The organism is Acidovorax sp. SDU_ACID1, assembly GCF_045291395.1.
Lineage (GTDB): Bacteria > Pseudomonadota > Gammaproteobacteria > Burkholderiales > Burkholderiaceae_C > MR-S7.
Genome location: NZ_CP152342.1, coordinates 3,114,452 through 3,139,132 on the forward strand (window position 1 = coordinate 3,114,452; position 24,681 = coordinate 3,139,132).

Sequence of the window (24,681 nt, forward strand, 5' to 3'; positions counted from 1 at the left end):
TGTTCTCGCTCAGGGGCTTGCTGGGATAGGTGGGGCTGGGAATACGAGGTCGCGTTCACCGCTCATGGGCTGCATGGCCTCCAGCACCTCCAGGGCCTGGCGGGACAGCGGCACGCGGTGTTCGCTGCGCATCTTCATGCGCTCGGCCGGCATCACCCACAGCCTCGCCGCGAGGTCGAACTCTGCCCAGCGGGCGCCGCGCACCTCGCCCGGCCGGGTGGCCGTCAGCATCACCATGCGCAGGGCCTGCACCGTGTGGGGCTCGCCGTCGTAGGCGTCCAGCTTCGCCAGGAAGGCTGGCAACTCGGCCGGGGCCAGGGCGGCGCGGTGCTGCACTTCGCGGGGCTTGAGGATTTCGGACTGCACTAGGTCAAGCATGGGATTCACCTCAATGCGCTCATGCGTGACTGCCCAGCGGTAGATGGCCTTGACCCGCTGCAACACGCGGCCCGCCTGGTCGCCCTCGCCCCGTGCCCCGTGCCTCGATCTTCTTCACTGCGGCCATGACCTCGCCGGGCTTGATGCCAGCCATGGCGCGCGCGCCTAGGGTGGGGAACACGTCGGCCTCCAGCGACGCGCGGATACGGTCGGCGGTTTCGGTCTCCCAGCGGCTGGCCTGGTGCTTCATCCAGTCGGCGGCCACGGCCTGCAGGGTGTTGGCCGTCTCATGGGCAACTCGCGCCTTGTCGGCCTTGCGCAGTTCGGCCGGATCGTCGCCCGCCTGCAGGGCCTTGCGCGCTGCCGCCGCCAGGTCGCGGGCGTCCTTGAGGCTCACGGCGGGATACACGCCGAAGGCCATCAGTTTCTCCTTGCCGCCGCGCCGGTACTTCATACGCCAGTACCGCCCGCCCGCCTTGGTCACATCCAGGTAGAGCCCGCCGCCGTCGAAGTGCTTGCCGGGGGTGGTCAGGGTGCGGAGCTTGGCGTCGGTCAGCTTCCTGGCGGGGGTATCAAGAGCAATGTGGGGGTACATTTCGCCGAAAGTCAAACCATACCCAGCATTCATGCGGGTTTCGGGGCAGAGTTCGAATGCGGCCCCACACCAGACACGGCAAGGCCGCCTCTGCGCATGCAGAGGCGGCCTTTTCTTGTCCGCGCGCAAACGCCCTAGTTGTTCTGGCGCCGGATGAGCTGGCGCCCCGTCTCGGTGATGCTGAACTGGCCGCTGGGCGTCTTGCCGATGTAGCCCCAGTCGAGCAGGCGGCCGGACAAGTGGTGCTTGAGCGCGTCGGGCACGCTGAGGGACTGCCCCATTTCGAGCTGCTTGAGCGTCTCGATCTCGTCCACGGTGGGATCGAAGGTGGGCGCGTGGTAGGTGGTGGTGGCCATGGCGTTAACTCCTAGCATGGATGAAGTAGCCACGCCAGCGTATTGCGACTGCGCCGCTCGCGCAATCGGCCGATCACCCACGCCCGCACAGGACATGGGCGATGATCGCGCCCATGGTCTACGCCCTCACCGCGCTCTTCGCCTTCCAGCTCCTCGGAGAGCTCCTCGTCCAATGGCTGCACCTGCCGCTGCCCGGCGCGCTGGCGGGCATGCTGCTGCTGCTCGCCGCCCTGCTCGCCTACGGCCGCGTGCCCGACGCGCTGGAGCGCATGGCGGGCAGCCTGCTGCAGAACATGATGCTGCTGTTCATCCCGGCCATCGCGGGCGTGATGCTGCACTTCGAACGCATCGCGCGCGAGTGGCTGCCCTTCCTCGTGGCGGGCATCGCGGGCGCGGCCATCACGCTGGCGGTGACGGCGTGGACGCTGCGCTGGCTGCTGCGTGACAGCGCGGACACGCGCCCCGCCGAGGAGGAGCGCACCTGATGGACGCCCTGACTGCCTGGCTGGCCGCCTCGCCTTTGCCCTGGCTGGTGCTCACGATGCTGGCCTACACGTTCACGCTGGCGGTGTACCGGCGCAGCGGCGCACACCCGCTGCTGATCCCCCCGCTCACCGCCACCGCGCTCGTCGTGGCCGTGCTGCTGCTCACGGGCACGCCTTACGCCACCTACCGCGAAGGCGTGGGACTGCTGAGCTTCCTGATCGGCCCGGCCACGGTGGCCCTGGCCGTGCCTCTGTTCGCGCAGCGCGAGCGCATCCGCCAGCTCTGGCGCCCCATCGGCGTGGCCCTGCTGGTGGGCGGCACGGTGGCCATCGTCTCGGCCCTGCTGATCGCCTGGGCGCTGGGCGGCACGCGCGAGACGCTGATGGCGCTGGCGCCCAAGTCGGCCACCATGCCCATCGCCTTGCCGGTGGCCGAGCGCATGGGCGGCCCGGCGTCGCTGGCGGCGGTAGCCGTGGCCATTACCGGCATCGCGGGCGCAGTGCTGGCCGCACCGCTGATGCGCCTGCTGCGCGTGCACGACCCTGCGGTACGCGGCTTCGCCATCGGCCTGACGGCCCACGCCATCGGCACGGCGCGCGAGCTGCAGGTGCATCCCACGGCCGGCGCGTTCGCGGCACTGGCGATGAGCCTGAACGGCGTGGCCACGGCGGTGCTGGTGCCGCTGTGCCTGGCAGCGATGCCCTGGCTATGACAGCGGCGCCGCGGCAGTGCTTGCCATCTCCTGAAGCCACGCGGCGAACGCCGCCAGCACCGGCGGCTGCGCCTCGCCGGGGCTGACGAGGTAGTAGCCGCGCTCGCCGCGCAGCGGCCGGGCGCAGGCCACGACGAGGTCGCCGCGCGCCAGTTCGGCCTCGATCAGCATCGGCGGGATCAGCGCCACGCCCAGGCCCTGTGCGGCGGCGGCGGCCGTCATCGAAAACAGCTCATACCGCGGCCCGTCCAGCGCGCGCGGCGCGTCGTGCACGCCCATGGCGCCGAACCACTGCTGCCAGCCATAAGGCCGCGTGCTTTGCTGCAGCAGCGGCAGGCGCGCCAGCGCCTGCGGCGGCAGGCCCTGGTGGGCGCGCCCGGTGCCGCGCGGCATGCCTGACTGCTGCGCGGCCGATTCGAGCAGCTTCGGACTGCACACGGGCACCACGTCCTCCTGCATCAGCAGCTGTGCCTGCACGCCGGGCCAGTTGGCCACTTGCTCGGGTGTGCCGGCGTAGAGCGCCGCATCGAACGTGGTGTCGGAGAACAAAAAAGGCCGCGTGCGCGTCTCGATGTGCACCACGATCTCGGGATGGCGCGCGACCAACAGCGGCAGGCGCGGGATGAGCCAGCGCGTGGCGAAGGTGGCCACCGCCGCGAGCGAGACGGCGCCGCCGTGGCCCTGGTGGGCCATCACGTCGAGCGTGCCCTGCTCCAGCTCCTGCAGCCAGCGCGCCACCTGGCGGCCGTAGTGGCGCCCGGCGGGCGTGAGCACCACGCCGTGGCGCGTGCGGCGAAAGAGCTGCACGCCCAGCTGGTCTTCCAGCGCAAGGATCTGGCGCGACACGGCGCTTTGCGTGAGCGCCAGCTCCTGCGCAGCGCGTGTATAGCTCTCATGCCGGGCGGCAGCCTCGAAGCAGGCCAGGGCCTGGGTGGATGGAAGGTGGCGGCGCATGCGCGCACTCTATCCCATACATTCCATAAACGCATTTCTGGATGCAAACTACTCGCTTGCCATCTCTTTAGCGGGAGCCCTACGATGCACGCATTCCGCATGTATTCCCCTCTTTTTCGCACAGGAGACACCATGGCCCACGCCCGCTTCCAATGGGACGACCCCTTCCTCATCGAACAGCAGCTGACGGACGACGAGCGCGCCATCCGCGATGCCGCCGCCGCCTACTGCCAGGACAGGCTCGCCCCCCGCGTGCTGGAGCAGTTCCGCCACGAGAAGACCGACGTGACCATCTTCCGCGAGATGGGCGAGCTGGGCCTGCTGGGCCCCACCATCCCCGAGCAGTACGGCGGCCCCGGCCTGAACTACGTGGCCTATGGCCTGATCGCCCGCGAGGTGGAGCGCGTGGACTCGGGCTACCGCTCCATGGCCAGCGTGCAAAGCTCGTTGGTGATGGTGCCCATTCATGAATTCGGCACCGAGGCGCAGAAGCAAAAGTACCTGCCCAAGCTGGCCAGCGGCGAATTCATCGGCTGCTTCGGCCTGACCGAGCCCGACCACGGCTCCGACCCCGGCAGCATGGCCACGCGCGCCTACAAAACAGCCGACGGCTACAAGCTCAAGGGCACGAAGATGTGGATCACCAACAGCCCCATCGCCGACGTGTTCGTGGTCTGGGCCAAGGAGGTGTCCGAGGGCGGCGCCGTCGGCCCCATCCGCGGATTCGTGCTGGAGAAGGGCATGAAGGGCCTTTCCGCCCCCGCCATCCACGGCAAGGTGGGCCTGCGCGCCAGCATCACCGGCGAGATCGTCATGGACGACGTGTTCGTGCCCGAAGAGAACGCCTTCCCCGAGATGCAGGGCCTCAAGGGCCCCTTCACCTGCCTGAACAGCGCGCGCTACGGCATCGCCTGGGGCGCCATGGGCGCGGCCGAGTTCTGCTGGCACACCGCGCGCCAGTACACGCTGGACCGCAAGCAGTTCGGCCGCCCGCTGGCCGCCAACCAGCTCGTGCAGAAGAAGCTGGCCGACATGCAGACCGAGATCGCCCTGGGCCTGCAGGCCGCGCTGCGCTTCGGCCGCATGAAGGACGAAGGCATCGCGTCGGTCGAAGGCACCTCCCTCATCAAGCGCAACAACTGCGGCAAGGCGCTGGACATCGCCCGCTTGGCGCGCGACATGATGGGCGGCAACGGCATCAGCGACGAATTCGGCGTGGCCCGCCACCTGGTGAACCTGGAGGTGGTCAACACCTACGAGGGCACGCACGACGTGCACGCGCTGATCCTGGGCCGCGCGCAGACCGGCCTGGCCGCCTTCGCCAACTGACACTCCTGAAACAGTAGCTGCTTGCGCTTGCCTGGCAAGCGCTGGAGGCCGATTTGACCATGAACCATTCCACAGGCGCCCTGTCGGGCGTCAAGGTGCTCGACCTCTCGCGCGTGCTCGCCGGCCCCTGGTGCACGCAGACCCTGGCCGACCTGGGCGCCGACGTGGTCAAGGTGGAGCGACCCCAGGCCGGCGACGACACGCGCCACTGGGGCCCGCCCTTCCTGAAAGACGCCGCGGGCAACGACACGCGCCAGGCCAGCTACTTCGCGGCCTGCAACCGCAACAAGCGCTCCCTCACCGTGAACATGGCCCACCCCGAGGGGCAGGCCCTGCTGCGCCGCATGGCACAGGAGGCCGACGTGGTGGTGGAGAACTTCAAGACCGGGGGCCTCGCGCAATACGGGCTGGACTACGAGAGCCTGAAGCGCCTGAACCCGCGCCTCGTCTACTGCTCCATCACCGGCTTCGGCCAGGACGGGCCCTATGCCGAGCGCGCGGGCTACGACCTCATGGTGCAGGCCCTGTGCGGCCTCATGAGCATCACCGGCCATGCCGACGGCGCGCCCGGCGGCGGCCCGCTGCGCATGGGCGTGGCCGTGGTGGACCTGTTCACGGGCCTGTATGCCAGCAACGCCATCCTGGCCGCGCTGCACGCACGCAACGCCACCGGCGAGGGCCAGTACATCGACATGGCCCTGCTCGACGTGGGCATGGCCGTGCTCGCCAACCAGGCCAGCGGCTTTCTCGCCACCGGCGCGGCGCCGCAGCGCGCGGGCAACATCCACCCCAGCCTGGCGCCCTACCAGGACTTCGCGACCAGCGACGGCAACGTGCTGCTGGCCATCGGCAACGACGGGCAATTCCAGCGCTTCTGCGCCGCCGCGGGCCACGACGCATGGAGCCAGGACGAACGATTCGCCACCAACACCGCGCGCGTGCGCAACCGCCCCGCCCTGCTGGCGCTGATGGAGCCGCTGATGCGCACGCGCACCACGGCCGAATGGATCGCGCTGCTGGAAGACAAGGCCGTGCCCTGCGGCCCCATCAACACCATCGCCCAGGCCTTCGACGACCCGCAGGTGCGCGCCCGCGGCCTGCGCGTGGACCTGCCGCGCGATGCCGGCGACGGCATCGCCACCGTCAGCGGCGTGGCCAGCCCCCTGCGCCTGTCGGCCACGCCCGTCACCTACCGCAACGCGCCGCCCGCACTGGGGCAGCACACCGACGAGGTGCTGCGCGGGCTGGGGCTGGACAGCGCCGCCATCGCCGCGCTGCGCGCCGCCGGGGCCGTGTAGCGCTATTTTTAAGATAGCTGCCAGCGCTTGCTGTACAAGCGCTGGAGGCCGATTTTTCTCAAACGCCCCAGCCCTTCTCGACCAGGCCGCTGAAGCCGCCCCAGAACATCCGCATGCCGTCGAAGGGCATGTTCTCGGGCGAGCACTCGATGCGCGGGTCCTTCATCACCAGCGCGTTGATGCGGTCGCGCTCGGCGCGCGAGGGGTAGACGATCCACGCGAACACGACCACCTCGTCCTCCCGCAGCTGCACTGCCTGGGGGAACGAGGTCTGCTTGCCGGGCTGCACGTCATCGGCCACGCATTCGAAATACTGCAGGGCGCCGTATTCCATCCACACCTCGCCCGCCTTCTGTGCGAGCGCACGGTAGGCGTCCAGCTTGGCGCGGGGCACGGGAACGACGAATCCATCGACGTAATGCATGGGGTTCTCCTTTCAGGCCGGTGCCTGCACGTTGATCATCCACGGCGTGCCGAAGCGGTCGACCGCCATGCCGAAGCCGGGCGAGAAGAAAGTCTCCGCGAACGGCATGGCCACCTGGCCGCCTTCGGCCAGCGCATCGAAAACGCGCCGGCCCTCGGCCGGCGTCTCCACCTGGATCGACACCCACAGGCCCTGCGGCTTCTGGTAGCCGCCGGCGCAGGCGCCGGGGTCCTGGCCCGGCATCGCGGGCATGGCATCCGAGCCCATGAGCGATTGCGCACCGGCCTGCAGATGCACGTGCATCACACGCTTCCTGGCCGACTCGGGCAAGGGCGGCATCCCGGGCTGGGACGGCATTTCGCCGAAGGTGCCCTGGTAGACGATGGTGCCGCCCAGCACCTTGGCGTAGAAGGCGAATGCCTCGGCGCAATTGCCGTCGAAGTTCAGGTAGGGGATGAATTGCATGCGGTGTCTCCATGGTTTTGTGAACAGCATCTACATGCTAGGAACAAAAATGGATACTGTCCACATAATTGCGCCGCAAGGCGGTAATTCTTTGTTGGCGGCGCACGCGCTTCGCGCAGGGAGCGCCGGCGGAGGCGCAGCCGCAACAATCCGACACAATGGTGAAGCAGCGGCAAAAGCTGACAAAGTTCACCCCGGGGGTCAACCAAAATACGCCGGCGGGCGTCTCACCCTTAGCGCCAAACCATGCGCCGCGCCAACCGCCGCCCCGCGGCCTACAGGGAGACCACCATGCCTTCACCCCGCTTTCTTCGCCTCGGTGCCATCGGCACGCTCGCCGCACTGGCGGCGGGCTGCGTGGCCGTGCCAGGCGATCCGTACTACGACGCGGGCGGCTACTACCCCAGCCCGGCGCCTGCGGTGACCGTCTACGAACGCCCCGGCGTGATCTATTCGCAGCCCGTCTATGTGCCGCCCCCGCGTCCCGTCTGGCGCGACCGCGACGACTGGCGCGAGCGCCAATGGCGCGACGCCCGCGAGCGCGAGCGCCGCGAGGCCGAGCGCCACCGGGAAGCTGATCGCCGCGAAGCGGACCGCCGCCGCGATGCCGAGCGCCGGGAGGCGGACCGCCGCCAGGCCGAGCGGCAGCGCGAATGGGACCGCCGGCGCGAGCAGGACCAGCGCGCCGAACGCCCCAACCGTGGCAACCAGCCCGTGCCCGGCCGGCGCTACGCCCCCACCCCCGACTGGCGCTGAGGTCTGCCGTGCCCCTGACCCGCCCCCCTGCACGCCGTGCTCCTGGCCGCGGCGTGGCTGGCCCTGCCCGCCGCAGCCCAGGTCACGCGCTGCACCGACCCTGCCACCGGCAAGGTCACCTACACCGACGGCGGCTGCGCCCGGGGCGAGGCCGCACGCGAGGTCGAGGCGCGCAAGACGCCCGAGGAACTCCAGCAGGAGCGCGAGCAGGCCGCCGAGGCATGGGAGCGCAAGCGCGAGCGCCAGCAGCACGAGGCCGCGCAGCGCCGCGATACCGAACGCGCCGAACGCGCGGCAGCTCCAGCCGGCAACGACCCTGCCCGGTCCGTGGCCTGCCAGCGCGCGCGCCGCAGCCTGCAGGAAGTGATGGGCACGCTGGGCCGCGGCATGTACGACGAGCAGGCGCGCCTGGACGCCGCGCAGCGCGAGGCGGACCTGGCCTGCCTCAGCCCCGCCGACTTCGCCCGGGCCGAACGCGCACGCGCCAGCCGCGCCCAGGCGCCGTACTACACGCCCCCGGTGGTCGTCGTGCCTCCGCGCCCCGGGCCGCGCCCGCCGCCGCGCGAAATCACCCACTGCAACGTGTTCCGCTGCTACGACAAGCAGGGCAATACCTATCCGCGCTGATCCGCGCGCAGCCCCTCGGCCACGGTGGGGTAGCGCAGGCGCACGCGCAGCTCGCGCGCCAGGCGCTCGGTGAGCAGCCGGCGCGACTCGCCCATGAAGCTCAGCAGCGACACCGGCAACTGCGCGCGCGCCGCGTCGCGCGACACGCGCGGCGGGCGCGGCAGGCCGTACAGGTCGGCCGCCAGGTCGAAGTAGTCCCCCATCTTCAGTTCGCTGCGGTCGCTCGCATGGTAGGTGCGCTGCGACCGCCCGCGCCACAGCGCCGCCACGCAGGCGCGCGCCAGGTCGTCGGCGTGGATGTGGTTGGTGTAGACGTCGTCGTGCGCCTGCAGCACGGGCGTGCCGCGCAGCAGGCGCGCGCGGGGCGTGCCGCCCTCGCGGTCGGCCGCGTAGATGCCGGGCACGCGCAGGATGCTCACGCGCACGCCCGCGCGCCCCAGGTGGCGCACTGCGCGCTCGGCATTCACGCGGCGCTGGGCGCGCGGCGTGGCCGGGGCCACGGGGCGCGATTCGGCCACCCACGCGCCCGCGCAGTCGCCGTACACGCCGGTGGTGGAGGCGTAGACCAGCGTCTGCGGCAGCGTGCGCAGCCGCAGCGCGCGCGCCAGCGCCACGCTGCGCGGGTCCAGCCACCAGCGCGGGCCCACCTCGCGCTCGCCCGGCGGCGGCGCCAGGTGCAGCACACGCGTGGCCACGCCCGCCAGGCGGGCCAGCGTGGCAGCCTGGTCCAGGTTGCCCACCAGCGGGGTGATGCCGGCGGCGCGCAATGCGGGCACGCGCTCGGGCGTGGAGGTGAGCGCCAGCACGCGGGCGCCCGCGCCGAGCGCGCGCGCGGCGCGCAGCCCCACGTCGCCGCAGCCGACGATGAGCACGCGCTGGCGCCGGAAGCGCGCGGGCAAGGCGCCGAGGGGTGTTTGGTTTGAGGGCAAAATCGACCGGTTTGCTTGTTCAAGAATGCCAAGGATACCCACGCCATGACCGCTTTCCAGATCACCGTGCAGCCCAGCGGCCGCGCCTTCGAGGCGCAGGCGGGCGAGGCCATCCTGGCCGCCGCCATCCGCGGCGGTGTCGGCCTGCCCTACGGCTGCAAGGACGGTGCCTGCGGCTCGTGCAAGTGCAAGAAGCTCAGCGGCTCCGTGGAACACGGCGAACACCAGTCCAAGGCGCTCAGCGCCGAGGAAGAGACCGCGGGCTACGTGCTCACCTGCTGCGCCCGGCCCTTGAGCGACGTGGTGCTCGAATCGCGCCAGGTGACGGACGAAAGCGCCTACCCTATCAAGAAGCTGCCGGTGCGCGTGGCCTCGCTCACGCGCGCCTCGCACGACGTGATGCAGGTGCGCCTGCAGCTGCCCGCGGCCGACACCTTCCGCTACCACGCGGGGCAGTACATCGAATTCATCCTGCGCGACGGCGCGCGCCGCGCCTATTCGATGGCCAACGCGCCGCACACCCAGGAGAGCGCGCCGGGTGTGGAGCTGCACATCCGCCACATGCCCGGCGGGCGCTTCACCGAGCACGTGTTCGGCGCCATGAAGGAAAAGGAAATCCTGCGCGTGGAAGGCCCCTTCGGCAGCTTCTTCCTGCGCGAGGACTCCGACAAGCCGCTGGTGCTGCTGGCCTCCGGCACGGGCTTCGCGCCCATCAAGGCGCTGATCGAGCACATGCAGCACAAGGGCACCGCGCGCCCGGCCACGCTGTACTGGGGCGGGCGCCGCCCGGCCGACCTGTACATGGACGGCTGGATCCGCGAGCGCCTGGCCGAGATGCCGCAGTTGCGCTACGTGCCCGTCGTCTCCGACGCACTGCCCGAGGACGGCTGGACGGGCCGCACGGGCTTCGTGCACCGGGCGGTGATAGAAGATTTCGCCGACCTGTCGGGCCACCAAGTCTACGCCTGCGGCGCTCCCATCGTGGTGGACTCCGCGCGCGCGGCCTATAGCGCCGAGCGCGGCCTGCCGCCCGACGAGTTCTACGCCGACGCCTTCACCTCCGAGGCCGACAAGCACGGCGGCTGACGCCGGCGGTGCGCGCGCAGCCTCAGGCGATCATGTCGCGGCACAGGCTGGCGCAGCGCTTGCACGCCTCGGCGCAGTCCTGGCAGTGCTCCGCCGCATGGCTTGCGCATTCCTGCGCGCAGCTCTCGCAGATGCGCGCGCACAGCTCACAGATGTAGGCCACGTGCGGGCTCTCACGGGCCATGGTGGCGGCGGCCAGGCGGCAGATGCCGGCGCAGTCCATATCCAGCACGATGCACTTGGCCATGTGGCGCGGGTCGGGCTCGCGCAGGCAGGCGGCGGCGCAGAAGTCGCACGTGGCGGCGCAGGCGTTGCAGGCCACGATGCAGTCGGCGTAGCGCGATGCGTCCAGGGTGGAAGGTGTGTCCAGCATGTCGGTCCTTTCATCGAGACGGGCGGGCGCACCCATCGTAGGAAGGGGCGGCGCACCGCGCCGTAGGACGGCGCCCGCATTGCGGCGCCCCAGGCCCGGCAGTTTTTTGCACAATGGAGGGCTATGAACCGCAGACACCTCCTCCTTTGCGCCGCCTCCGCCGCGGCGGCATTCGCAGCCCCGCTGAGCCATGCGCAGGATACGCCGATCCGCCTGGTCGTGCCCTACGCGCCCGGCGGGCCCATCGACGTCACGGCGCGCGCGCTGGCCGAGCGCGTGAAGGACACGCTGGGCACGGTGATCATCGACAACAAGGCGGGTGCGGGCGGCAACATCGGCGCCGACCTGGTGGCCAAGTCCGCGCCGGACGGGCTGACCATCGGCATCGCGGCCACGGCCACGCACGCCGTCAACCCCTGGCTCTATGCGCGCATGCCCTACGACGCGGGCAAGGACTTCGCCGGCATCACGCAGATGGTGCGCGTGCCCAACGTGCTGGTGGTGAACGCCGCGCGGGCCGAGCAGCTCAAGATCCGCACCCTGCAGGACCTGATCGCCTACGCCAAGGCCAACCCGGGCAAGCTCAACTACGGCAGCGGCGGCAACGGCAGCGCCGGCCACCTGGCGGGCGAGATGTTCAAGCAGAAGGCCGGCATCTACGCGCTGCACATCCCCTACCGCGGCGCCAGCCCGGCGCAGCTGGCGCTGCTGGCGGGCGAGGTGGACTTCAACATCGACAACCTGGCCGCCGCCGCGCCCAACATCAAGGCAGGCAAGCTCAAGGCGCTGGCCGTCACGTCGCTGGCCACCAGTCCCATGCTGCCGGGTGTGCCGCCGCTCTCGCACACCTACCCGGGCTTTTCCATCGACACCTGGTGGGGCCTGGTGGCACCCGCCGGCACGCCCAAGCCGGTGATCGCCAAGCTCAACAAGGCCTTCACCGACGCGCTCAAGGCGCCCGAGACGCAGACCCGCTTCGAGCTGCTGATGGCCGAGCCCGTGCCCACCTCGCCCGAGCAGTTCGACGCCTTCATGGCCGCCGAGCGCGCCAAGTACCAGCAGGTGGTGAAGTCCTCCGGCGCACGGGTCGATTGAAAACGATAGCTGGTCGCGCTTGATACGCAAGGGTTTCCGCATGTTTTCATGCGGAAAACTTTGGATGGCAAGCGCGGGCAGCTATCGTTTCAGAAGCCCGCCCAGTCCTGCTCCACGCGCTCGATGCGCTGGCCCGTCACCGCGGCGAGTTGCTCCGCACGGACCAGGCCGGGCGCCAGCTCCGCCAGCGGCAGCAGCACGAAGGCGCGCTGGCCCATGCGCGGGTGGGGCACGGTGAGTTCGGGGCTGTCCAGCCGTTCGTCGCCATGGAGCAGCAGGTCCAGGTCCAGCGTGCGCGGCGCGTTGCGGTAGGGGCGTTCGCGGCCGGCGGCCTGCTCGATGGACTGCAGCGCGTGCAGCAGCGCCAGCGGCGCGAGCGGCGTGCACAGCTCGGCCACGGCATTGAGGTAGTCCGGCCCGCCGGCATCGACGGGAGCGCTGCGGTAGAGCGACGAGACGCGCAGCACGCGCGTGCCGGGCAGCGCGGCCAGCGCCCGCACGGCGGCGCGCAGCGCGGCGCGGGCGTCGCCCAGGTTCGCGCCCAGGCCGATCCAGGCGCCCACGTTCACGCTCAGGCCTCGGGCGCTGCGCTGCCCTCGCCGCCCGCGGGCTTGCGGCGGCGCCGGCGGCGCTTCTTGGGCGCGGCCCCGTCGGCGGCGGTGGCGGGCACCTCCTCCACTTCATCGCCCTGCGGCACCGGCGCGGCGGCGGCAGGCGCCTTGGGCACGCGGCGCACCACGGGCGCGGCCTTGCGCTGCTGCTGGCGCTGCTCCTCGCGCGCCTGGGCGATCATGTCCTGGCGGCGCGCGTCGTCGGTGATGGAGAACTCCTGCCACCACTCGACCAGGCCTTCGCCCACCTCGCCCACATCGGCGCGCAGGCGCAGGAAGTCGAAGCCCGCGCGGAAGCGGATGTGCGCCACCATGCCGAAGGGCGTGCTACCCGAGCGCTTCTCGAAGCGCGGCTGCATGACCCAGATCTCGCGCATGTCGGCGGCCAGCTTGCCGCGGCCGGACACGTCGCCGATGCGCTGCTCGAACACCGCGTCGATCGCCTCCTGCAGCGCCGGGAAGGCGTGCTCGCCGCGCGCCAGGCGCTGCTCCCAGCCGGTCTTCACGTCGGGCCACAGCACGCAGGCCAGCAGGAAGCTGGGCGCCACGGCCTTGCCCTCGCCCACGCGGCGGTCGGTGTCCTGCAGCACGGCCTGCACCAGGGGCTCGCCGGCGCGCTCCACCACCACGTCCAGCAGCGGGTAGATGCCCCGCTCCAGGCCCAGCTTCTGGAGCTGCTCGATGGATGCGCTGGCGTGGCCCGTCTGCAGGAGCTTGAGCATTTCGTCGAACAGGCGGCTCTGCGGCACCTCCTGCAGCAGGCGCTTGCACTCGGCCAGCGGCTTGGCGGTCCTGGCCTCCAGCGTGAAGCCCAGCGCGCTCAGCTTGGCCGCGAAGCGCACGGCGCGGATGATGCGCACCGGGTCCTCGCGGTAGCGCGCGGCGGCGTCGCCGATCATGCGCAAGGTTTTCTTCTTCGCGTCCTGGATGCCCTTGTGGAAGTCCACCACGATCTGCGTCTGCGGGTCGTAGTACATGGCGTTGACGGTGAAGTCGCGCCGCGTGGCGTCCTCGTCCTGCGGACCCCAGACGTTGTCGCGCAGCACGCGGCCCGATGCGTCCACGGCGTGCTGCATGCCCGCCAGGGCGGCCTTGCTGGTCTTCTCGTTGCCGCTCACGGCCTCCGCCGCGGCGTTGTCCAGGTAGGCGCGGAAGGTGGAAACCTCGATCACCTCGTGCTCGCGGCCGCGCCCGTGCACCACATGCACGATGCGGAAGCGCTTGCCGATGATGAAGGCGCGGCGGAACAGCCCCTTGACCTGCTCGGGCGTGGCGTCGGTGGCCACGTCGAAGTCCTTGGGCTTGAGGCCCAGCAACAGGTCGCGCACGGCGCCGCCGACGATGTAGGCTTGGTAGCCCTCGTCCTGCAGCGTGCGCACCACGTCGATGGCGCGCCGGTCCACCAGCGCGGGGTCGATGCCGTGCACCGAGGCCGGCACTTCCTCGCGTTTGCCGAAGCGGGGCTTGGCGCCGCGCGGGGCCGCCTTGCCCAGCAGTTTGTCGATGAAGGTCTTGATCATTTTTTTCTTCGAAAAGGTCCAGAATGCGCCAGCCGCGCTCCTGGGCCAGCGCCCGCAGGCGCGGATCGGGGTTGGTGGCGACGGGGTGGTCCACTTTCTCGAGCAGAGGCACGTCGTTCATGGAGTCGCTGTAGAAGGTGCTCTCCACGCCCGCCCAGTCCAGGCCGCGCGCGGCCAGCCACTCCTCCATGCGCCGCACCTTGCCTTCGCGCATGGAGGGCACACCGCGGATGGCGCCGGTGTACCAGCCGTCGCCACCGCGCTCCAGCTCCACGGCCAGCAGTTGTTCCACGCCCAGCGCCTGGGCGATGGGACGGGTCACGAACTCGTTGGTGGCAGTGATGATGAGCACCTCGTCGCCCGCGTCGCGGTGCTGCTTCAGCAGCGCCAGCGCCTGCGCGCGGATGGCCGGGGCGATCACCTCGCGCATGAACTGCGCATGCGCGTCGGCCGCGGCCTGCGCGCCGCGCCGGCACACGGCCTCGGTGGCGAAGCGCACGTACTCGTGCACGTCGAGCGTGCCGGCCACGTAGGCGTCGTAGAACGCCTGGTTGCGCCGGCCGAACTCGGCCCGGTCGGCCCAGCCGATGCGGATGGTGAACTCGCCCCACTCGTAGTCAGAATCGAGCGGCAGCAGCGTATGGTCGAGATCGAACAGGGCCAGACGAGGACGAGATGCCTGCATTTCAGTTTTCCATGGTGTGTTGCTCCGCCCCGGCTCCATGCAACTGGCGCAACCCGCGCCAGCGGCCGCTGCGCAAGGGCCGCCCCGCCGCGCTGGCGGCGTCCCCCTTCCCGCAGCGCGCAGCGATGCGAGAGAAGGGAAGCGGCGAAGCCGCTCAGGGGGTTGTTCATTCCGTCTCCAGCATGGTCTTGAGCAAGGGGATGGTGATGGCACGCTTTTCGCGCAGCGCGAAGCCGTCGAGCCGGTCGAGCAGTTGCGTCAGGCTACCCAGGTCGCGCGAGAAGCGGCCCAGCATGTAGTCCAGCACGTCGTCGGACAGGAAGATGCCGCGCGCGTCGGCCTGCTGGCGCAGCACGGCGCGGCGCTCGGGTTCATGAAGCAGATGGAGCTGGAACACATGGCCCCAGCCCAGGCGCGTGCGCAGGTCGTCGCGCAGCGGCAGGTCGGCCGGTGGCACCAGCCCGGCCGCCAGCACCCAGCGCGGCGCGCCCACGGCGGGGCTGATGGCATTGACGAACCAGTTGAACGCGGCCGCCTGCTGCCCGGTGGTGTAGAGGTGCACGTCGTCGAGCAGTACGGCGCTCCAGCGCTCGTCGAAGGCCGTGGGCGCGGCCACGGAGGCATCCAGCCAGCCCACGCGTGCACCCTGGCCGCGCAGCGCCTCGTACACGGCGCGCAGCAGGTGCGACTTGCCCGTGCCCGTCTCGCCCCACAGGTAGGTGGGCACGGGCGAGCGCGGCGCCGCGCCGTCACCGGCGGCCAGGCGCAGATGCTGCAGCGCCTGGTCGTTGGGACCGGCGTGGAAGTTGTCCAGCGTGGGGCCGGTGGCCAGGCCGATGTCGAGCGCCAGTTGCTTCATCGGACGTGGCGGGAGGTATGGGATTGCATGGGAAGCGGATGGAAAAGCCCTGCCGTAGCAGAGCCGGAGCAGCCGGTGATTTTACGGCCCCTTAAAATCCGTTGTTTTCGCCCACCCGCACCTCCATGAGCTCCTCCACCCCCATCTCGTACAAAGACGCCGGCGTCGACATCGACGCGGGCGACGCCCTGGTCGAACGCCTCAAGCCGCTGGCCAAGAAAACCCTGCGCGAGGGCGTGATGGCCGGCATCGGCGGCTTCGGCGCGCTGTTCGAGGTGCCCAAGCGCTACCAGGAGCCCGTGCTGGTCAGCGGCACCGACGGCGTGGGCACCAAGCTCAAGCTGGCCTTCGAGTGGAACATGCACGACACTGTGGGCATCGACCTGGTGGCCATGAGCGTGAACGACGTGCTGGTGCAGGGCGCCGAGCCGCTGTTCTTCCTGGACTACTTCGCCTGCGGCAAGCTCGACGTGGACACCGCCGCCGCCGTCGTGGGCGGCATCGCCAAGGGCTGCGAGCTGTCCGGCTGCGCGCTGATCGGCGGCGAGACGGCCGAGATGCCCGGCATGTACCCGGCGGGCGAATACGACCTGGCCGGCTTCGCCGTGGGCGCGGTCGAGAAGTCCAAGATCCTGACGGGCAAGAACGTGGCCGCGGGCGACGTGGTGCTGGGCCTGGCGTCGAGCGGCGTGCACTCCAACGGCTTCAGCCTGGTGCGCAAGTGCATCGAGCGCGCACAACAAGGTGGCGCCGATCTGCCCGCCACGCTGGATGGCAAGCCCTTCAAGCAGGCCGTCATGGAGCCCACGCGCCTGTATGTGAAGAACGTGCTGGCCGCGCTGGAAAAGCACCCCATCAAGGCCCTGGCCCACATCACCGGCGGCGGCCTGCTGGAGAACATCCCGCGCGTGCTGCCCGAGGGCCTGGCCGCGCACCTGAAGGCCGGAAGCTGGCCACAGACCGAGCTGTTCGCCTGGCTGCAGAAGACCGCCGGGATCGACGACGTGGAGATGAACCGCACGTTCAACAACGGCATCGGCATGGTGGTGGTGGTGGATGCGGCCCATGCCGACGCCACGGCTGCGACGCTGCGCGCCGCGGGCGAGGCGGTTCATGCGATCGGCACGATCGCCGAGCGCGGCGCGGGTGCCGCCGTCGTGGTGGCCTGATACCGCTTCCTTCCATGGCTTCCGGGCAACCGCCCTTCCCGCCGCCCACGCGCGGCGTCAAGATCGCCAGCTACCTGCTCATGGGCGGCACGCTGCTGCTGGTGATGCTGCGCGGCCTGCTGCCCGGCCTGCTGTGCGTCTGCCTGGGCTTCCTGCTCACGCGCTGGCTGGCGCCGCGCCTGGGGTGGCTGCCGCGCCGCCTGCCGGTCAGCGGGCAGACGCTGGCCGCTGCGCTGGTGATGCTCTCGCCGCTGCTGTTCATGGCGCTGGCGCTGTCGCACTCGCGCACCTACATCGTCGATGCGCCGCAGCAGTACCGCGAGCTGCTGGACTACCTGGCGCGCACCGTGCTGGAGCTGCGCCTGAAGCTGCCACCCGACATCGCCGCCCAGCTGCCCGCGGGCGCGGCCGAGATCCAGCGCGCCATCGCCGGCTACCTGGCGGCCAAGTCGGGCGCGCTCGCCACGGCCGGGCGTGTGTGGCTCACCGGGCTGCTCTACGCCTACGTGGGACTGCTCATCGGCGCGCTGGCCGCCGTGCGCAGCATGAAAGGCACGCGCGGGCCCCTGGCGCAGGAACTGGCACTGCGCGTGGCCCGCATGGGCGATGCCTTCCGCCAGATCGTCGCCGCGCAGTTCTGGATCGCGGCCTTCAACACCCTGCTCACCGCCCTGTTCCTGCTGCTGGTGCTGCCGCTGTGGGACATGCGGCTGCCCTACACGCCCGCGCTCATCACGCTCACCTTCGTGGCCGGGCTGGTGCCCATCGTGGGCAACCTGCTGTGCAACGCGGTGCTCACGCTGGTGGGCCTGTCCGTCTCGCCGACGGCGGCGGTGGCCTGCCTGGCCTTCCTGATCCTGATCCACAAGGCCGAATACGTCATCAACGCCAAGGTGGTGGGCCAGCGCACGCACATGGGCGTGTGGGAGCTGCTGGCGGTGATGTTCGTGGCCGAGGCGGTGTTCGGCCCCGCCGGGCTGGTGGCGGCACCGCTCTTTTACGCCTACCTCAAGAAGGAGCTGGAGGCGGCGCGGCTGGTGTGACCAGCCATGTCGCAAAATGACCGGATCCTGTCCTTCGGCGGCAGGACGCACGGCGCCCGCGCAGGCACCATGAGCGCTATCGACCATCCCTCTTGTGGAGCACCGCATGAATGCATGTCTGATAGTGATAGATGCCCAGGAATCCTTCCGCCACCGCCCGTTCTTCACCGAGCGTGGCCTGCCCGCCTACCTCGCCGCGCAGAACGCGCTGATCGAGGGCTGCGCGGCGCGCGGCATCCCCATCGTGCGCGTGCTGCACAGCGACGGGCCTGACGTGCCCGCCAACCCCTTCTCCCAGGCCTCGGGCCACGTGCGTGCGCTGCAGGGGCTGGCCGCGTTCGACGCGGCGGCCACTTTCACCAAGTCGCGCCACAGCGCGCTGGTGGGCACGGGGCTCGGCGTGTGGCTCACGCAGCGCGGCATCCAGCGCCTGATCGTGAGCGGCATCCGCACCGAGCAGTGCTGCGAGACCACCACGCGCCACGCGAGCGACCTCGGCTGGACCGTGGACTTCGTGACCGAGGCCACGATGACCTGGGACATGGCCCAGCCCGACGGCCGCACGCTCGCCGCCGCCGACATCCAGGCCCGCACCGCCACCGTGCTGGCCGGACGCTTCGCCACGCTGCGTACCGTGCAGGAGGCGCTGGCCGCATGAGCGGCACGGTCCGCGCCGTCTTCGCGCTGCTGCCCGGCAGCCTGGCGCTGGACTGGGCCGGGCCAGCCGAGGCGCTGCGCATCGCCAACCAGCGGCTGGCGGCGCGCGGCGAAGCGGAGCGCTTCCGCATCGAGTTCGCCGGGCCCGAGGCCGCGGCCGACAGCTCCGTCGGCGTGCGGCTCGCGGGCCTGCAGCCGCTGCCCGCGCTGGACGGCAGCGCGCCCGCCTGGGTGGTGCTGCCGGGCCTGGCGGGCAGCATCGACCTGGACGCCCCGCCCGCACGCGCTCTGCTCCACTGGCTGCGCGGCCTGCGCCCGGCCGAGGGGCGGCTGGAGCTGGTGACCATCTGCGCGGGCGCCCTGCTGGCCGCGCGCGCCGGCCACCTCGCGGGGCGGCGCGCGACCACGCACCACCAGCACCTGGAGGACCTGCGCGCCGCCGAGCCGCGCTGCGAAGTGCAGGCCAACCGCGTCTTCGTCTCCGACGGGCCGGTGCACAGCAGCGCCGGCGTTACCACCGGCATCGACCTGGTGCTGGAACGCATCGCCCACGCCTGCGGCCCCGCACTGGCCGCGCAGGTCGCCCAGACCATGGTGGTCGCGCTGCGCCGCGGGCCGCAGGACCCCGCGCTCTCGCCCTTCCTGCACCACCGCAACCACCTGCACGCCGCGCTGCACCGCGTGCAGGACGCCGTCAGCCAGCAGCCCGCCGCCGGCTGGACCGTGGCCGCCATGGCGCGCGCGGCCCACGTCACGCCGCGCCACCTGGCCCGCCTCTTCCTGGAGCACGCGGGCATCGCCCCACTGCAGTACCTGCGCCGCATCCGCCTGGCCACGGCCGAGGCGGCGCTGCGCTCGGGCGCCGGGGTCACGCAGGCGGCGCTGCTGGCGGGCTTCGCATCGGACACGCAGCTGCGCCGCGCGTGGCGGCATTTCGGGCTGGCCGGCACGCCGTCGGCGCTGTGCGACGCCTGATCCAGGCCCCTCGCCAACGCCGGGACGTTGGGCTATCCTGCCGGCTGTGCCGCAGCCTTGCGCCACCCCGATTCAACACAACCAAGGAAGACACCGCATGACCATTCTCGTCGCCTATGTTCCTCGCCCCGAAGGCCAGGCCGCTCTGGACAAGGGCATAGAAATCGCCACCCGCCGCAACGAACGCCTGGTCGTCGTGAACGCCGGCCCGGGCGGCCGCCAGGAGGACCCGAGCCTCATCAACGGCTACGAGGCCGAGCGCGTCGAGGAGCGCCTGTCGGCACTGCCCATCCAGGCGGAGTTCAAGCAGTTCGTGCGCGGCAAGAGTGCGATCGAGGAAATCGAGGAGATGGTCGAGCAGCTGCAGGTGTCGGTGCTCATCATCGGCCTGCGCAAGCGCTCGCCCGTAGGCAAGCTGCTGCTGGGCAGCATGGCGCAGGAGATCCTGCTGAACGTGCCCTGCCCGGTGCTGGCCGTCAAGGCCGCCTGACGCTAACGCGAAAACAATAGCTGCTTGCGCTTGGTGTACCGAGGTTTCAGCATGGAAACATGCTGGATTCTTTAAGTATCAAGCGCAAGCAGCTTCTTTTTTGATAGTACCCGGCCGCCTCAGTACACCTCGGGCACGTACATGGACGCGGGCACGGGCTGGCGGAAGTAGTCCGGGTTGCGCACCCGCGCCGGCAGTACCACCGCGGGGTGCGGCACTTCCTCGTAGGGCAGCTGGCCCAGCAGGTGCGCAATGCAGTTGAGCCGCGCCTTCTTCTTGTCCACTGCCTGCACCACCCACCACGGCGCCTCGGGGATGTGGGTACGCTCCAGCATCGCCTCCTTGGCCTTGGTGTATTCCTCCCAGCGCACGCGGCTCTCCAGGTCCATGGGGCTGAGCTTCCACTGCTTGAGTGGGTCGTGGATGCGGCCCAGAAAGCGCAGGTGCTGCTCCTCGTCGGTGATGGAGAACCAGTACTTGACCAGCGTGATGCCCGAGCGCACGAGCATCTTCTCGAACTCCGGCACGCTGCGGAAGAACTCCTCGTACTCGTCGTCGGTGCAAAAGCCCATGACGCGCTCGACACCCGCGCGGTTGTACCAGCTGCGGTCGAACAGCACGATCTCGCCCGCCGCGGGCAGGTGCGCCACGTAGCGCTGGAAGTACCACTGCGTGCGCTCGCGGTCGTTGGGCGCGGGCAGCGCGGCCACGCGCACCACGCGCGGGTTCAGTCGTTGGGTAATGCGCTTGATCACGCCGCCCTTGCCCGCCGCGTCGCGCCCCTCGAACAGGATCACCACCTTCTGGCGCGTGTGCTGCACCCAGTCCTGCAGCTTGACCAGCTCACCCTGCAGGCGGAACAGCTCGCGGAAGTAGCGCTGGCGCTCCAGCCGGTCCTCGGGGGAGCGCACGCCCTCCTCGTCCCACTGGCGGTCTTCGATTTCCAGCTCCAGCTCTTCGTCGTAGCCGTCCACCAGTTCGTCGGCGATGCGCTGCAGGATGTCTTGGGAGGGAAGGTCGGAGAAAAAAGTCATGGGCGGAAGGAGGCACGAAGGCAGCGGCCATGGTGGCCGCATTCCGTGTCCGCCGTGTGACAAACCAGAGCGTGTTCAAAGCCCTTTCATGGCGCCCGTTGCCCCGTCAAGGGGGCAGCTGTTAGGCGCAAGGCGCAGCCGGGCTGGTGGCCCCGGCGAGCATTTGCGCGGCCGGCCAGGCAACGCGGCAGATGCCCCCTTGACGGGGCAACCCTTCGGGCAAGGCAGCAGAAAGCCGCACTCTTCGTTGCCCACCTTGTCCAGGCCGCCAGCATGGCCTGCGGTGCGTGCCTAGATTGCGGCTGTCTGCTGCCTTGCGGACACCATGAAAAGACTTTGAACACGCTCTCAGGCGCGGCGCAGCGCGCCCACGAGGGAGGTGATCGCCTGCGCGTCGTCCGCCTGCGCCGCGTGTGCGAGATAGATTTCCAGGTCTTCGGCCGCCTGCCGGTGATGGCCCAACTCCGCGCGGGCCAGGCCGCGGTCGCGCCATTCCGTCCAGGCATCCGGCAGCAGCACGAGCAGGCGGTCCTGCACGGCGACCTGGCGCTCCCAGTCCTCGCGCGCCCGGTGGATTTCCTTGAGGTTGCGCAGCATGCGCGCCAGGATGTCGCGCGCGGTCGCGGCCTGCAGGTACAGCCCCAGCGGCGCTTCGTGCTGCGCATCCTCCGTGGCGCCGCGCCGGAAGGGCTCCAGCCGTTCGGCGAGCGCCTCGCGCGAGAGCGACTCGCCCGTCATCGGGTCGATCACCACCTGCCCCGCGGGCAGCAGCACCTTGACCAGGAAGTGCCCCGGGAACGCGATGCCCTGCGCCCGCAGGCCCACGCCCTGCGCCAGTTCCAGCCAGAGCACGGCCAGCGAGATCGGGATGCCGCGCCGCGTGCGCAGCACGGCGTGCAGGTAGCTGTTGTCGGGCGCGTAGTAGTCGTTCAGGTTGCCGCTGAAGCCCAGGTCGCCGTAGAAGAACTGGTTGAGCGCGCCCAGCCGTTGCAGCGCCCCCGCGTCGGCCGGCAGGCGGCGGCGCAGGCGGGCCTGGAGCTGGTCCATGTCGCCCAGGATCTGCTGCACGTCCAGGCCGGGCTCCTCGTCGTGCGCGATGCAGGCGGCCGCCTCCAGCAGCGGCACGTCGTCGCCCTGCACCAGGGCGGCGAAATATTCCAGGGGCGTGGGAACGTCGTAGCGCAGCGGCATGGTCTCAACGGCGCAGTAGCTGGCGCAGCCGCAGCCCGCAGGCCCACAGCGCGCCGAAGTAGAGCAGCACCGCCGCGCACAGCAGCAGCGCCAGCAGGCCCGCGCGGCGCAGCTCGGTGGCGCGCAACGCCAGCCAGTCGAAGTGCTGCGCGCCCCAGGCCAGGAACACCGCCAGCAGCGCGCTGGCCGCGAGCACCTGCCCTGCGAAGCGCGCCCAGCCCGGCCGCGGCTGGAAGCTGCCGCGCCGCACCAGCCCCGTGAGCAGCCACAGCGCGTTGATGAGCGCCCCCAGGCCGATGGACAGGGCCAGCCCCGCATGCGCGAGCAGCGGCACCAGCGCCACGTTCATGAGCTGCGTGGCCACCAGCACCACGATGGCGATGCGCACCGGCGTGCGGATGTCCTGGCTGGCGTAGTAGCCCGGCGCCAGCACCTTGATGGCCACCAGCCCGAGCAGGCCCACGCCATAGCCCGCAAGCGCCACCGAGATGCGGCCCACGTCGCTGCCCTGCAGCGCGCCGTGGTGGAACAGCGTGGCCACCAGCGGCTGGGCGAACACCAGTAGCCCCACGGCGCAGGGCACGGCCAGCAGCACCACGATGCGCAGGCCCCAGTCGAGCATGGCCGAATAGCGCTCGCCGTCGCCCGCCGCCCGGGCCGCCGCGAGCTGCGGCGTGAGCACCACGCCCAGCGCCACGCCCAGCAGCGCGGTGGGAAACTCCATGAGCCGGTCGGCGTAGAACAGCCAGGTCACGCTGCCCGGCTGCAGGTACGAGGCAATCTGCGTGTTGATCATCAGCGAGATCTGCGCCACGCCCACGCCCAGCAGCGCAGGCGCCATCAGCGTGAGGATGCGGCGCACGCCCGCGTCGCCCCAGGCGGCGCGCACGCGCCCCCAGGTCATGCCGATGCGCGGCAGCAGGCCCAGGCGCACCAGGGCCGGCACCTGCACCGCCAGCTGCAGCACGCCGCCGGCCATCACGCCGCCCACCATCGCGTAGATGGGCTCGATGCCGCGCGCCGCGAGCTGCGGCGCGCCCAGCCAGGCGGCGGCGATCATGCACAGGTTCAGCAGCACCGGCGTGGCCGCCGGCACAGCGAAGCGCTTCCAGGTGTTGAGCACGCCCGCGGCCAGCGCCACCAGCGACATGAAGCCGATGTAGGGGAACATCCAGCGCGTCATGACGATGGCCGCGTCGAAGCCCGCCGGATCCTGCCGCAGCCCGCTGGCCAGCAGCCACACGAGCAGCGGCGCGCCCGCGACGCCCAGCACGCAGGCCAGCAGCAGCACCCAGAACAAGGCGGTGGCCACGGCATCGACCAGACCGCGCGTGGCCTCCTCGCCATGCTGGGCCTTGTGCGCCGCCAGCACCGGCACGAAGGCCTGGCTGAACGCCCCCTCGGCGAACAGGCGGCGAAACAGGTTGGGGATGCGGAAAGCGACGTTGAACGCGTCGGTGAGCACGTTGGCCCCGAACATCGAGGCCATGAGCAGGTCGCGTACCAGGCCCGTCACGCGCGAGGCCAGGGTCAGCAGCGAAACGGTGGAGGCGGCTTTGAACAGGGACACTGCCGCGAGTGTATGCGCTTGCCGGCGCGGCGGCCCGAAAACGGCGGCTGCGCTATAATGGTCGGCTTTGCTGACAACATCCTCAGACACAAGGAATACACATCATGGCATCTGCTAAGCCGAAGAAAAAGAACCCCCGCCTGGCATCGGGCCGCAAGCGCGCCCGCCAAGGCCTCAAGCTGAACGCCGCGAACACATCGCTGCGCTCCAAATACCGCACCGCCGTCAAGAACGTCGAGAAGGCCGTCCTGGCCGGCGACAAGACCAAGGCCACCGAACTGTTCGCCAAGGCCCAGTCCGTGCTGGACACGATCGCCGACAAGGGCATCTTCCACAAGAACAAGGCCGCTCGCGACAAGAGCCGCCTGTCCGCCAAGGTGAAAGCCCTGGCCCTGGCCGCCTGACCCTCTTCAGGCAACAGCCCGGGCGGCCCTGCCGCCCGCCGTTTGCAACGGGTGCGCTGTCAGCAAAGCAGAAAAACCGCCTTCGGGCGGTTTTTTTGTGCCCGCGGCACGCAGTGCCGGGCGCCCAAAGAAAAGGCCTGAGGGGTCAGGCCTTGGGGTCGGGCAGCAGGCAGGCTTCGACGACCTGCAGGCCATTGTCCTTCGCGAAGTTCATCACGAAGTCCCAGGCCATGGGCTCGTGGTCCTGCAGGTCGCGGTGGACCACCACGCACTTCACGCCGTTCAGCGCGGTGGGCAGGCACCAGGGGGAATAGCCCAGGTGGCTGCCGGGCGAGGTGCGCGCGCCGCCGGGGCGGAACTGGCTCATGACGCCTGCCAGCCGCTCGGCCCAGTCGCTGGGCCGGAAGGTTCTCCCTTCGTGCGTCACGCCTTGGATGAAGACTTCTTTGGAAGAGGGAGCAACCATCGGTATGGGGTCGTTGGAGAGGGCCGCGGCCTTGTGCGCCGCGAACCCGCGATTCTAACTCTTATAGAAGACTTGGCCTCAATGCCCCTCCGTGCCTGCATGACAGTGATGCGCAATCCTCAACGTTGCGCACGAGGGCAGCCC

General features: G+C 70.5%; 29 protein-coding genes and 1 pseudogene. 14 read left to right on the plus strand and 16 right to left on the minus strand.

Annotated features, from left to right (window positions below; genetic code table 11):
- Positions 1–9: 9 nt before the first annotated feature.
- The 3 genes from AAG689_RS15255 to AAG689_RS15265 all read right to left on the minus strand — a co-directional run bounded on the left by AAG689_RS15255 (position 10) and on the right by AAG689_RS15265 (position 1,329).
- The gene (locus tag AAG689_RS15255; protein ID WP_406622741.1) at positions 10–378 is read right to left on the minus strand and encodes a tyrosine-type recombinase/integrase; all 369 of its coding nucleotides are present in this window, start codon (positions 376–378) and stop codon (positions 10–12) included.
- 19 nt (positions 379–397) lie between these two features.
- Positions 398–973 carry a tyrosine-type recombinase/integrase gene (locus tag AAG689_RS15260; protein ID WP_406622742.1) on the minus strand — a complete coding sequence of 192 codons (576 nt, stop codon included), beginning with the start codon at positions 971–973 and terminating at the stop codon, positions 398–400.
- Between the two features lie 134 nt (positions 974–1,107).
- Positions 1,108–1,329, minus strand: coding sequence for a hypothetical protein (locus tag AAG689_RS15265; protein ID WP_020227077.1), 222 nt, complete (start codon positions 1,327–1,329; stop codon positions 1,108–1,110).
- A gap of 113 nt (positions 1,330–1,442) precedes the next feature.
- On the opposite strand from AAG689_RS15265, the gene AAG689_RS15270 reads away from it, so the two are divergent.
- The gene (locus tag AAG689_RS15270) at positions 1,443–1,814 is read left to right on the plus strand and encodes a CidA/LrgA family protein (RefSeq protein WP_406626347.1); all 372 of its coding nucleotides are present in this window, start codon (positions 1,443–1,445) and stop codon (positions 1,812–1,814) included.
- Positions 1,814–2,527, plus strand: coding sequence for an LrgB family protein (locus AAG689_RS15275; RefSeq protein ID WP_406622743.1), 714 nt, complete (start codon positions 1,814–1,816; stop codon positions 2,525–2,527). Before AAG689_RS15270 ends, AAG689_RS15275 begins: the two co-directional genes overlap by 1 nt.
- On the opposite strand, the gene AAG689_RS15280 is transcribed toward AAG689_RS15275, so the two are convergent.
- Entirely contained in the window at positions 2,522–3,481 is a 960-nt protein-coding gene (locus AAG689_RS15280) for a LysR family transcriptional regulator (RefSeq protein WP_406622744.1), read from the minus strand. The two genes, AAG689_RS15275 and AAG689_RS15280, sit on opposite strands and share 6 nt — an antisense overlap.
- 132 nt (positions 3,482–3,613) lie before the next feature.
- Between AAG689_RS15280 and AAG689_RS15285 the strand changes: the two genes are divergently transcribed.
- Together AAG689_RS15285 and AAG689_RS15290 are read left to right on the plus strand one after the other, a co-directional pair.
- Positions 3,614–4,810 (plus strand): acyl-CoA dehydrogenase, encoded by a 1,197-nt coding sequence (locus AAG689_RS15285; RefSeq protein WP_406622745.1) that lies wholly within the window; start codon positions 3,614–3,616, stop codon positions 4,808–4,810.
- A 59-nt stretch (positions 4,811–4,869) separates the two neighbouring features.
- Complete coding sequence (locus AAG689_RS15290; RefSeq protein WP_406622746.1) at positions 4,870–6,108, plus strand: CaiB/BaiF CoA transferase family protein; 1,239 nt, start codon at positions 4,870–4,872, stop codon at positions 6,106–6,108.
- A gap of 58 nt (positions 6,109–6,166) precedes the next feature.
- Here the strand turns inward: AAG689_RS15290 and AAG689_RS15295 are convergent, their stop codons facing one another.
- Positions 6,167–6,532 carry a DUF1428 domain-containing protein gene (locus AAG689_RS15295; RefSeq protein ID WP_406622747.1) on the minus strand — a complete coding sequence of 122 codons (366 nt, stop codon included), beginning with the start codon at positions 6,530–6,532 and terminating at the stop codon, positions 6,167–6,169.
- A gap of 12 nt (positions 6,533–6,544) precedes the next feature.
- Positions 6,545–6,997: a VOC family protein gene (locus AAG689_RS15300; RefSeq protein WP_406622748.1), complete on the minus strand. Its 453-nt coding sequence runs from the start codon at positions 6,995–6,997 to the stop codon at positions 6,545–6,547.
- Positions 6,998–7,288: 291 nt separating this feature from the next.
- Between AAG689_RS15300 and AAG689_RS15305 the strand changes: the two genes are divergently transcribed.
- Together AAG689_RS15305 and AAG689_RS15310 are read left to right on the plus strand one after the other, a co-directional pair.
- On the plus strand, positions 7,289–7,753 hold the full coding sequence (locus AAG689_RS15305) for a hypothetical protein (RefSeq protein ID WP_406622749.1): 465 nt from the start codon (positions 7,289–7,291) through the stop codon (positions 7,751–7,753).
- A 36-nt stretch (positions 7,754–7,789) separates the two neighbouring features.
- Positions 7,790–8,380: a DUF4124 domain-containing protein gene (locus AAG689_RS15310; protein WP_406622750.1), complete on the plus strand. Its 591-nt coding sequence runs from the start codon at positions 7,790–7,792 to the stop codon at positions 8,378–8,380.
- Here AAG689_RS15310 and AAG689_RS15315 read toward each other — a convergent pair.
- Positions 8,368–9,309 carry an NAD-dependent epimerase/dehydratase family protein gene (locus AAG689_RS15315; RefSeq protein ID WP_406622751.1) on the minus strand — a complete coding sequence of 314 codons (942 nt, stop codon included), beginning with the start codon at positions 9,307–9,309 and terminating at the stop codon, positions 8,368–8,370. The two genes, AAG689_RS15310 and AAG689_RS15315, sit on opposite strands and share 13 nt — an antisense overlap.
- Positions 9,310–9,354: 45 nt before the next feature.
- Between AAG689_RS15315 and AAG689_RS15320 the strand changes: the two genes are divergently transcribed.
- Complete coding sequence (locus tag AAG689_RS15320) at positions 9,355–10,395, plus strand: CDP-6-deoxy-delta-3,4-glucoseen reductase (RefSeq protein WP_406622752.1); 1,041 nt, start codon at positions 9,355–9,357, stop codon at positions 10,393–10,395.
- A 22-nt stretch (positions 10,396–10,417) separates the two neighbouring features.
- Here AAG689_RS15320 and AAG689_RS15325 read toward each other — a convergent pair whose 3' ends face one another.
- Entirely contained in the window at positions 10,418–10,768 is a 351-nt protein-coding gene (locus AAG689_RS15325; protein WP_020227065.1) for a four-helix bundle copper-binding protein, read from the minus strand.
- A gap of 123 nt (positions 10,769–10,891) precedes the next feature.
- Between AAG689_RS15325 and AAG689_RS15330 the strand changes: the two genes are divergently transcribed.
- Positions 10,892–11,863: a Bug family tripartite tricarboxylate transporter substrate binding protein gene (locus tag AAG689_RS15330; protein WP_406622753.1), complete on the plus strand. Its 972-nt coding sequence runs from the start codon at positions 10,892–10,894 to the stop codon at positions 11,861–11,863.
- An 89-nt stretch (positions 11,864–11,952) separates the two neighbouring features.
- On the opposite strand, the gene folK is transcribed toward AAG689_RS15330, so the two are convergent.
- The 4 genes and pseudogenes from folK to hda all read right to left on the minus strand — a co-directional run bounded on the left by folK (position 11,953) and on the right by hda (position 15,538).
- Positions 11,953–12,432 (minus strand): 2-amino-4-hydroxy-6-hydroxymethyldihydropteridine diphosphokinase, encoded by a 480-nt coding sequence (folK, locus tag AAG689_RS15335; RefSeq protein ID WP_406622754.1) that lies wholly within the window; start codon positions 12,430–12,432, stop codon positions 11,953–11,955.
- A 2-nt stretch (positions 12,433–12,434) separates the two neighbouring features.
- Positions 12,435–13,994, minus strand: coding sequence for a polynucleotide adenylyltransferase PcnB (pcnB, locus tag AAG689_RS15340; protein ID WP_406622755.1), 1,560 nt, complete (start codon positions 13,992–13,994; stop codon positions 12,435–12,437).
- Positions 13,995–14,004: 10 nt separating this feature from the next.
- A pseudogene (locus AAG689_RS15345) lies at positions 14,005–14,679 on the minus strand (HAD family hydrolase); the annotation flags it as partial.
- A gap of 166 nt (positions 14,680–14,845) precedes the next feature.
- Entirely contained in the window at positions 14,846–15,538 is a 693-nt protein-coding gene (gene hda, locus AAG689_RS15350) for a DnaA regulatory inactivator Hda (RefSeq protein ID WP_406622756.1), read from the minus strand.
- A 125-nt stretch (positions 15,539–15,663) separates the two neighbouring features.
- Between hda and purM the strand changes: the two genes are divergently transcribed.
- The 5 genes from purM (at position 15,664) to AAG689_RS15375 (ending at position 19,872) form a co-directional block, all read left to right on the plus strand.
- A complete protein-coding gene (gene purM, locus AAG689_RS15355) occupies positions 15,664–16,707 on the plus strand; it encodes a phosphoribosylformylglycinamidine cyclo-ligase (RefSeq protein ID WP_406622757.1) in 1,044 nt (347 codons plus the stop codon).
- Positions 16,708–16,721: 14 nt separating this feature from the next.
- Entirely contained in the window at positions 16,722–17,750 is a 1,029-nt protein-coding gene (locus AAG689_RS15360; protein ID WP_406622758.1) for an AI-2E family transporter, read from the plus strand.
- A 106-nt stretch (positions 17,751–17,856) separates the two neighbouring features.
- A complete protein-coding gene (locus AAG689_RS15365; RefSeq protein WP_406622759.1) occupies positions 17,857–18,408 on the plus strand; it encodes a cysteine hydrolase family protein in 552 nt (183 codons plus the stop codon).
- On the plus strand, positions 18,405–19,382 hold the full coding sequence (locus AAG689_RS15370) for a GlxA family transcriptional regulator (protein WP_406622760.1): 978 nt from the start codon (positions 18,405–18,407) through the stop codon (positions 19,380–19,382). Before AAG689_RS15365 ends, AAG689_RS15370 begins: the two co-directional genes overlap by 4 nt.
- Before the next feature lie 97 nt (positions 19,383–19,479).
- Positions 19,480–19,872: a universal stress protein gene (locus tag AAG689_RS15375; RefSeq protein ID WP_020227054.1), complete on the plus strand. Its 393-nt coding sequence runs from the start codon at positions 19,480–19,482 to the stop codon at positions 19,870–19,872.
- A gap of 119 nt (positions 19,873–19,991) precedes the next feature.
- Here the strand turns inward: AAG689_RS15375 and ppk2 are convergent, their stop codons facing one another.
- The 3 genes from ppk2 to murJ all read right to left on the minus strand — a co-directional run bounded on the left by ppk2 (position 19,992) and on the right by murJ (position 23,667).
- A complete protein-coding gene (gene ppk2 / locus AAG689_RS15380) occupies positions 19,992–20,906 on the minus strand; it encodes a polyphosphate kinase 2 (RefSeq protein ID WP_406622761.1) in 915 nt (304 codons plus the stop codon).
- A gap of 348 nt (positions 20,907–21,254) precedes the next feature.
- Positions 21,255–22,097, minus strand: a complete 843-nt coding sequence (locus AAG689_RS15385; protein ID WP_406622762.1) for a SirB1 family protein — start codon at positions 22,095–22,097, stop codon at positions 21,255–21,257.
- Between the two features lie 4 nt (positions 22,098–22,101).
- Complete coding sequence (gene murJ / locus AAG689_RS15390; protein ID WP_020227051.1) at positions 22,102–23,667, minus strand: murein biosynthesis integral membrane protein MurJ; 1,566 nt, start codon at positions 23,665–23,667, stop codon at positions 22,102–22,104.
- 104 nt (positions 23,668–23,771) lie between these two features.
- Between murJ and rpsT the strand changes: the two genes are divergently transcribed.
- The gene (gene rpsT / locus AAG689_RS15395) at positions 23,772–24,071 is read left to right on the plus strand and encodes a 30S ribosomal protein S20 (RefSeq protein ID WP_020227050.1); all 300 of its coding nucleotides are present in this window, start codon (positions 23,772–23,774) and stop codon (positions 24,069–24,071) included.
- Positions 24,072–24,216: 145 nt separating this feature from the next.
- On the opposite strand, the gene AAG689_RS15400 is transcribed toward rpsT, so the two are convergent.
- Positions 24,217–24,537, minus strand: coding sequence for a DUF3579 domain-containing protein (locus AAG689_RS15400; RefSeq protein ID WP_406622763.1), 321 nt, complete (start codon positions 24,535–24,537; stop codon positions 24,217–24,219).
- Positions 24,538–24,681 lie beyond the last annotated feature (144 nt).

Excerpts from the sequence above, each read along its gene's own strand:
- AAG689_RS15265 (WP_020227077.1), bottom strand. The coding sequence starts at position 1,329 with ATGGCCACCACCACCTACCACGCGCCCACCTTCGATCCCACCGTGGAC.
- purM (WP_406622757.1), top strand. The coding sequence starts at position 15,664 with ATGAGCTCCTCCACCCCCATCTCGTACAAAGACGCCGGCGTCGACATC.
- ppk2 (WP_406622761.1), bottom strand. The coding sequence starts at position 20,906 with ATGACTTTTTTCTCCGACCTTCCCTCCCAAGACATCCTGCAGCGCATC.
- AAG689_RS15330 (WP_406622753.1), top strand. The coding sequence starts at position 10,892 with ATGAACCGCAGACACCTCCTCCTTTGCGCCGCCTCCGCCGCGGCGGCA.
- AAG689_RS15295 (WP_406622747.1), bottom strand. The coding sequence starts at position 6,532 with ATGCATTACGTCGATGGATTCGTCGTTCCCGTGCCCCGCGCCAAGCTG.
- rpsT (WP_020227050.1), top strand. The coding sequence starts at position 23,772 with ATGGCATCTGCTAAGCCGAAGAAAAAGAACCCCCGCCTGGCATCGGGC.
- AAG689_RS15285 (WP_406622745.1), top strand. The coding sequence starts at position 3,614 with ATGGCCCACGCCCGCTTCCAATGGGACGACCCCTTCCTCATCGAACAG.
- AAG689_RS15365 (WP_406622759.1), top strand. The coding sequence starts at position 17,857 with ATGAATGCATGTCTGATAGTGATAGATGCCCAGGAATCCTTCCGCCAC.
- hda (WP_406622756.1), bottom strand. The coding sequence starts at position 15,538 with ATGAAGCAACTGGCGCTCGACATCGGCCTGGCCACCGGCCCCACGCTG.
- AAG689_RS15305 (WP_406622749.1), top strand. The coding sequence starts at position 7,289 with ATGCCTTCACCCCGCTTTCTTCGCCTCGGTGCCATCGGCACGCTCGCC.
- AAG689_RS15325 (WP_020227065.1), bottom strand. The coding sequence starts at position 10,768 with ATGCTGGACACACCTTCCACCCTGGACGCATCGCGCTACGCCGACTGC.
- AAG689_RS15360 (WP_406622758.1), top strand. The coding sequence starts at position 16,722 with ATGGCTTCCGGGCAACCGCCCTTCCCGCCGCCCACGCGCGGCGTCAAG.
- AAG689_RS15255 (WP_406622741.1), bottom strand. The coding sequence starts at position 378 with ATGCTTGACCTAGTGCAGTCCGAAATCCTCAAGCCCCGCGAAGTGCAG.
- AAG689_RS15300 (WP_406622748.1), bottom strand. The coding sequence starts at position 6,997 with ATGCAATTCATCCCCTACCTGAACTTCGACGGCAATTGCGCCGAGGCA.
- AAG689_RS15320 (WP_406622752.1), top strand. The coding sequence starts at position 9,355 with ATGACCGCTTTCCAGATCACCGTGCAGCCCAGCGGCCGCGCCTTCGAG.
- AAG689_RS15260 (WP_406622742.1), bottom strand. The coding sequence starts at position 973 with ATGTACCCCCACATTGCTCTTGATACCCCCGCCAGGAAGCTGACCGAC.
- pcnB (WP_406622755.1), bottom strand. The coding sequence starts at position 13,994 with ATGATCAAGACCTTCATCGACAAACTGCTGGGCAAGGCGGCCCCGCGC.
- AAG689_RS15275 (WP_406622743.1), top strand. The coding sequence starts at position 1,814 with ATGGACGCCCTGACTGCCTGGCTGGCCGCCTCGCCTTTGCCCTGGCTG.
- AAG689_RS15400 (WP_406622763.1), bottom strand. The coding sequence starts at position 24,537 with ATGGTTGCTCCCTCTTCCAAAGAAGTCTTCATCCAAGGCGTGACGCAC.
- AAG689_RS15290 (WP_406622746.1), top strand. The coding sequence starts at position 4,870 with ATGAACCATTCCACAGGCGCCCTGTCGGGCGTCAAGGTGCTCGACCTC.
- AAG689_RS15280 (WP_406622744.1), bottom strand. The coding sequence starts at position 3,481 with ATGCGCCGCCACCTTCCATCCACCCAGGCCCTGGCCTGCTTCGAGGCT.
- AAG689_RS15385 (WP_406622762.1), bottom strand. The coding sequence starts at position 22,097 with ATGCCGCTGCGCTACGACGTTCCCACGCCCCTGGAATATTTCGCCGCC.
- AAG689_RS15270 (WP_406626347.1), top strand. The coding sequence starts at position 1,443 with ATGGTCTACGCCCTCACCGCGCTCTTCGCCTTCCAGCTCCTCGGAGAG.
- AAG689_RS15370 (WP_406622760.1), top strand. The coding sequence starts at position 18,405 with ATGAGCGGCACGGTCCGCGCCGTCTTCGCGCTGCTGCCCGGCAGCCTG.
- AAG689_RS15375 (WP_020227054.1), top strand. The coding sequence starts at position 19,480 with ATGACCATTCTCGTCGCCTATGTTCCTCGCCCCGAAGGCCAGGCCGCT.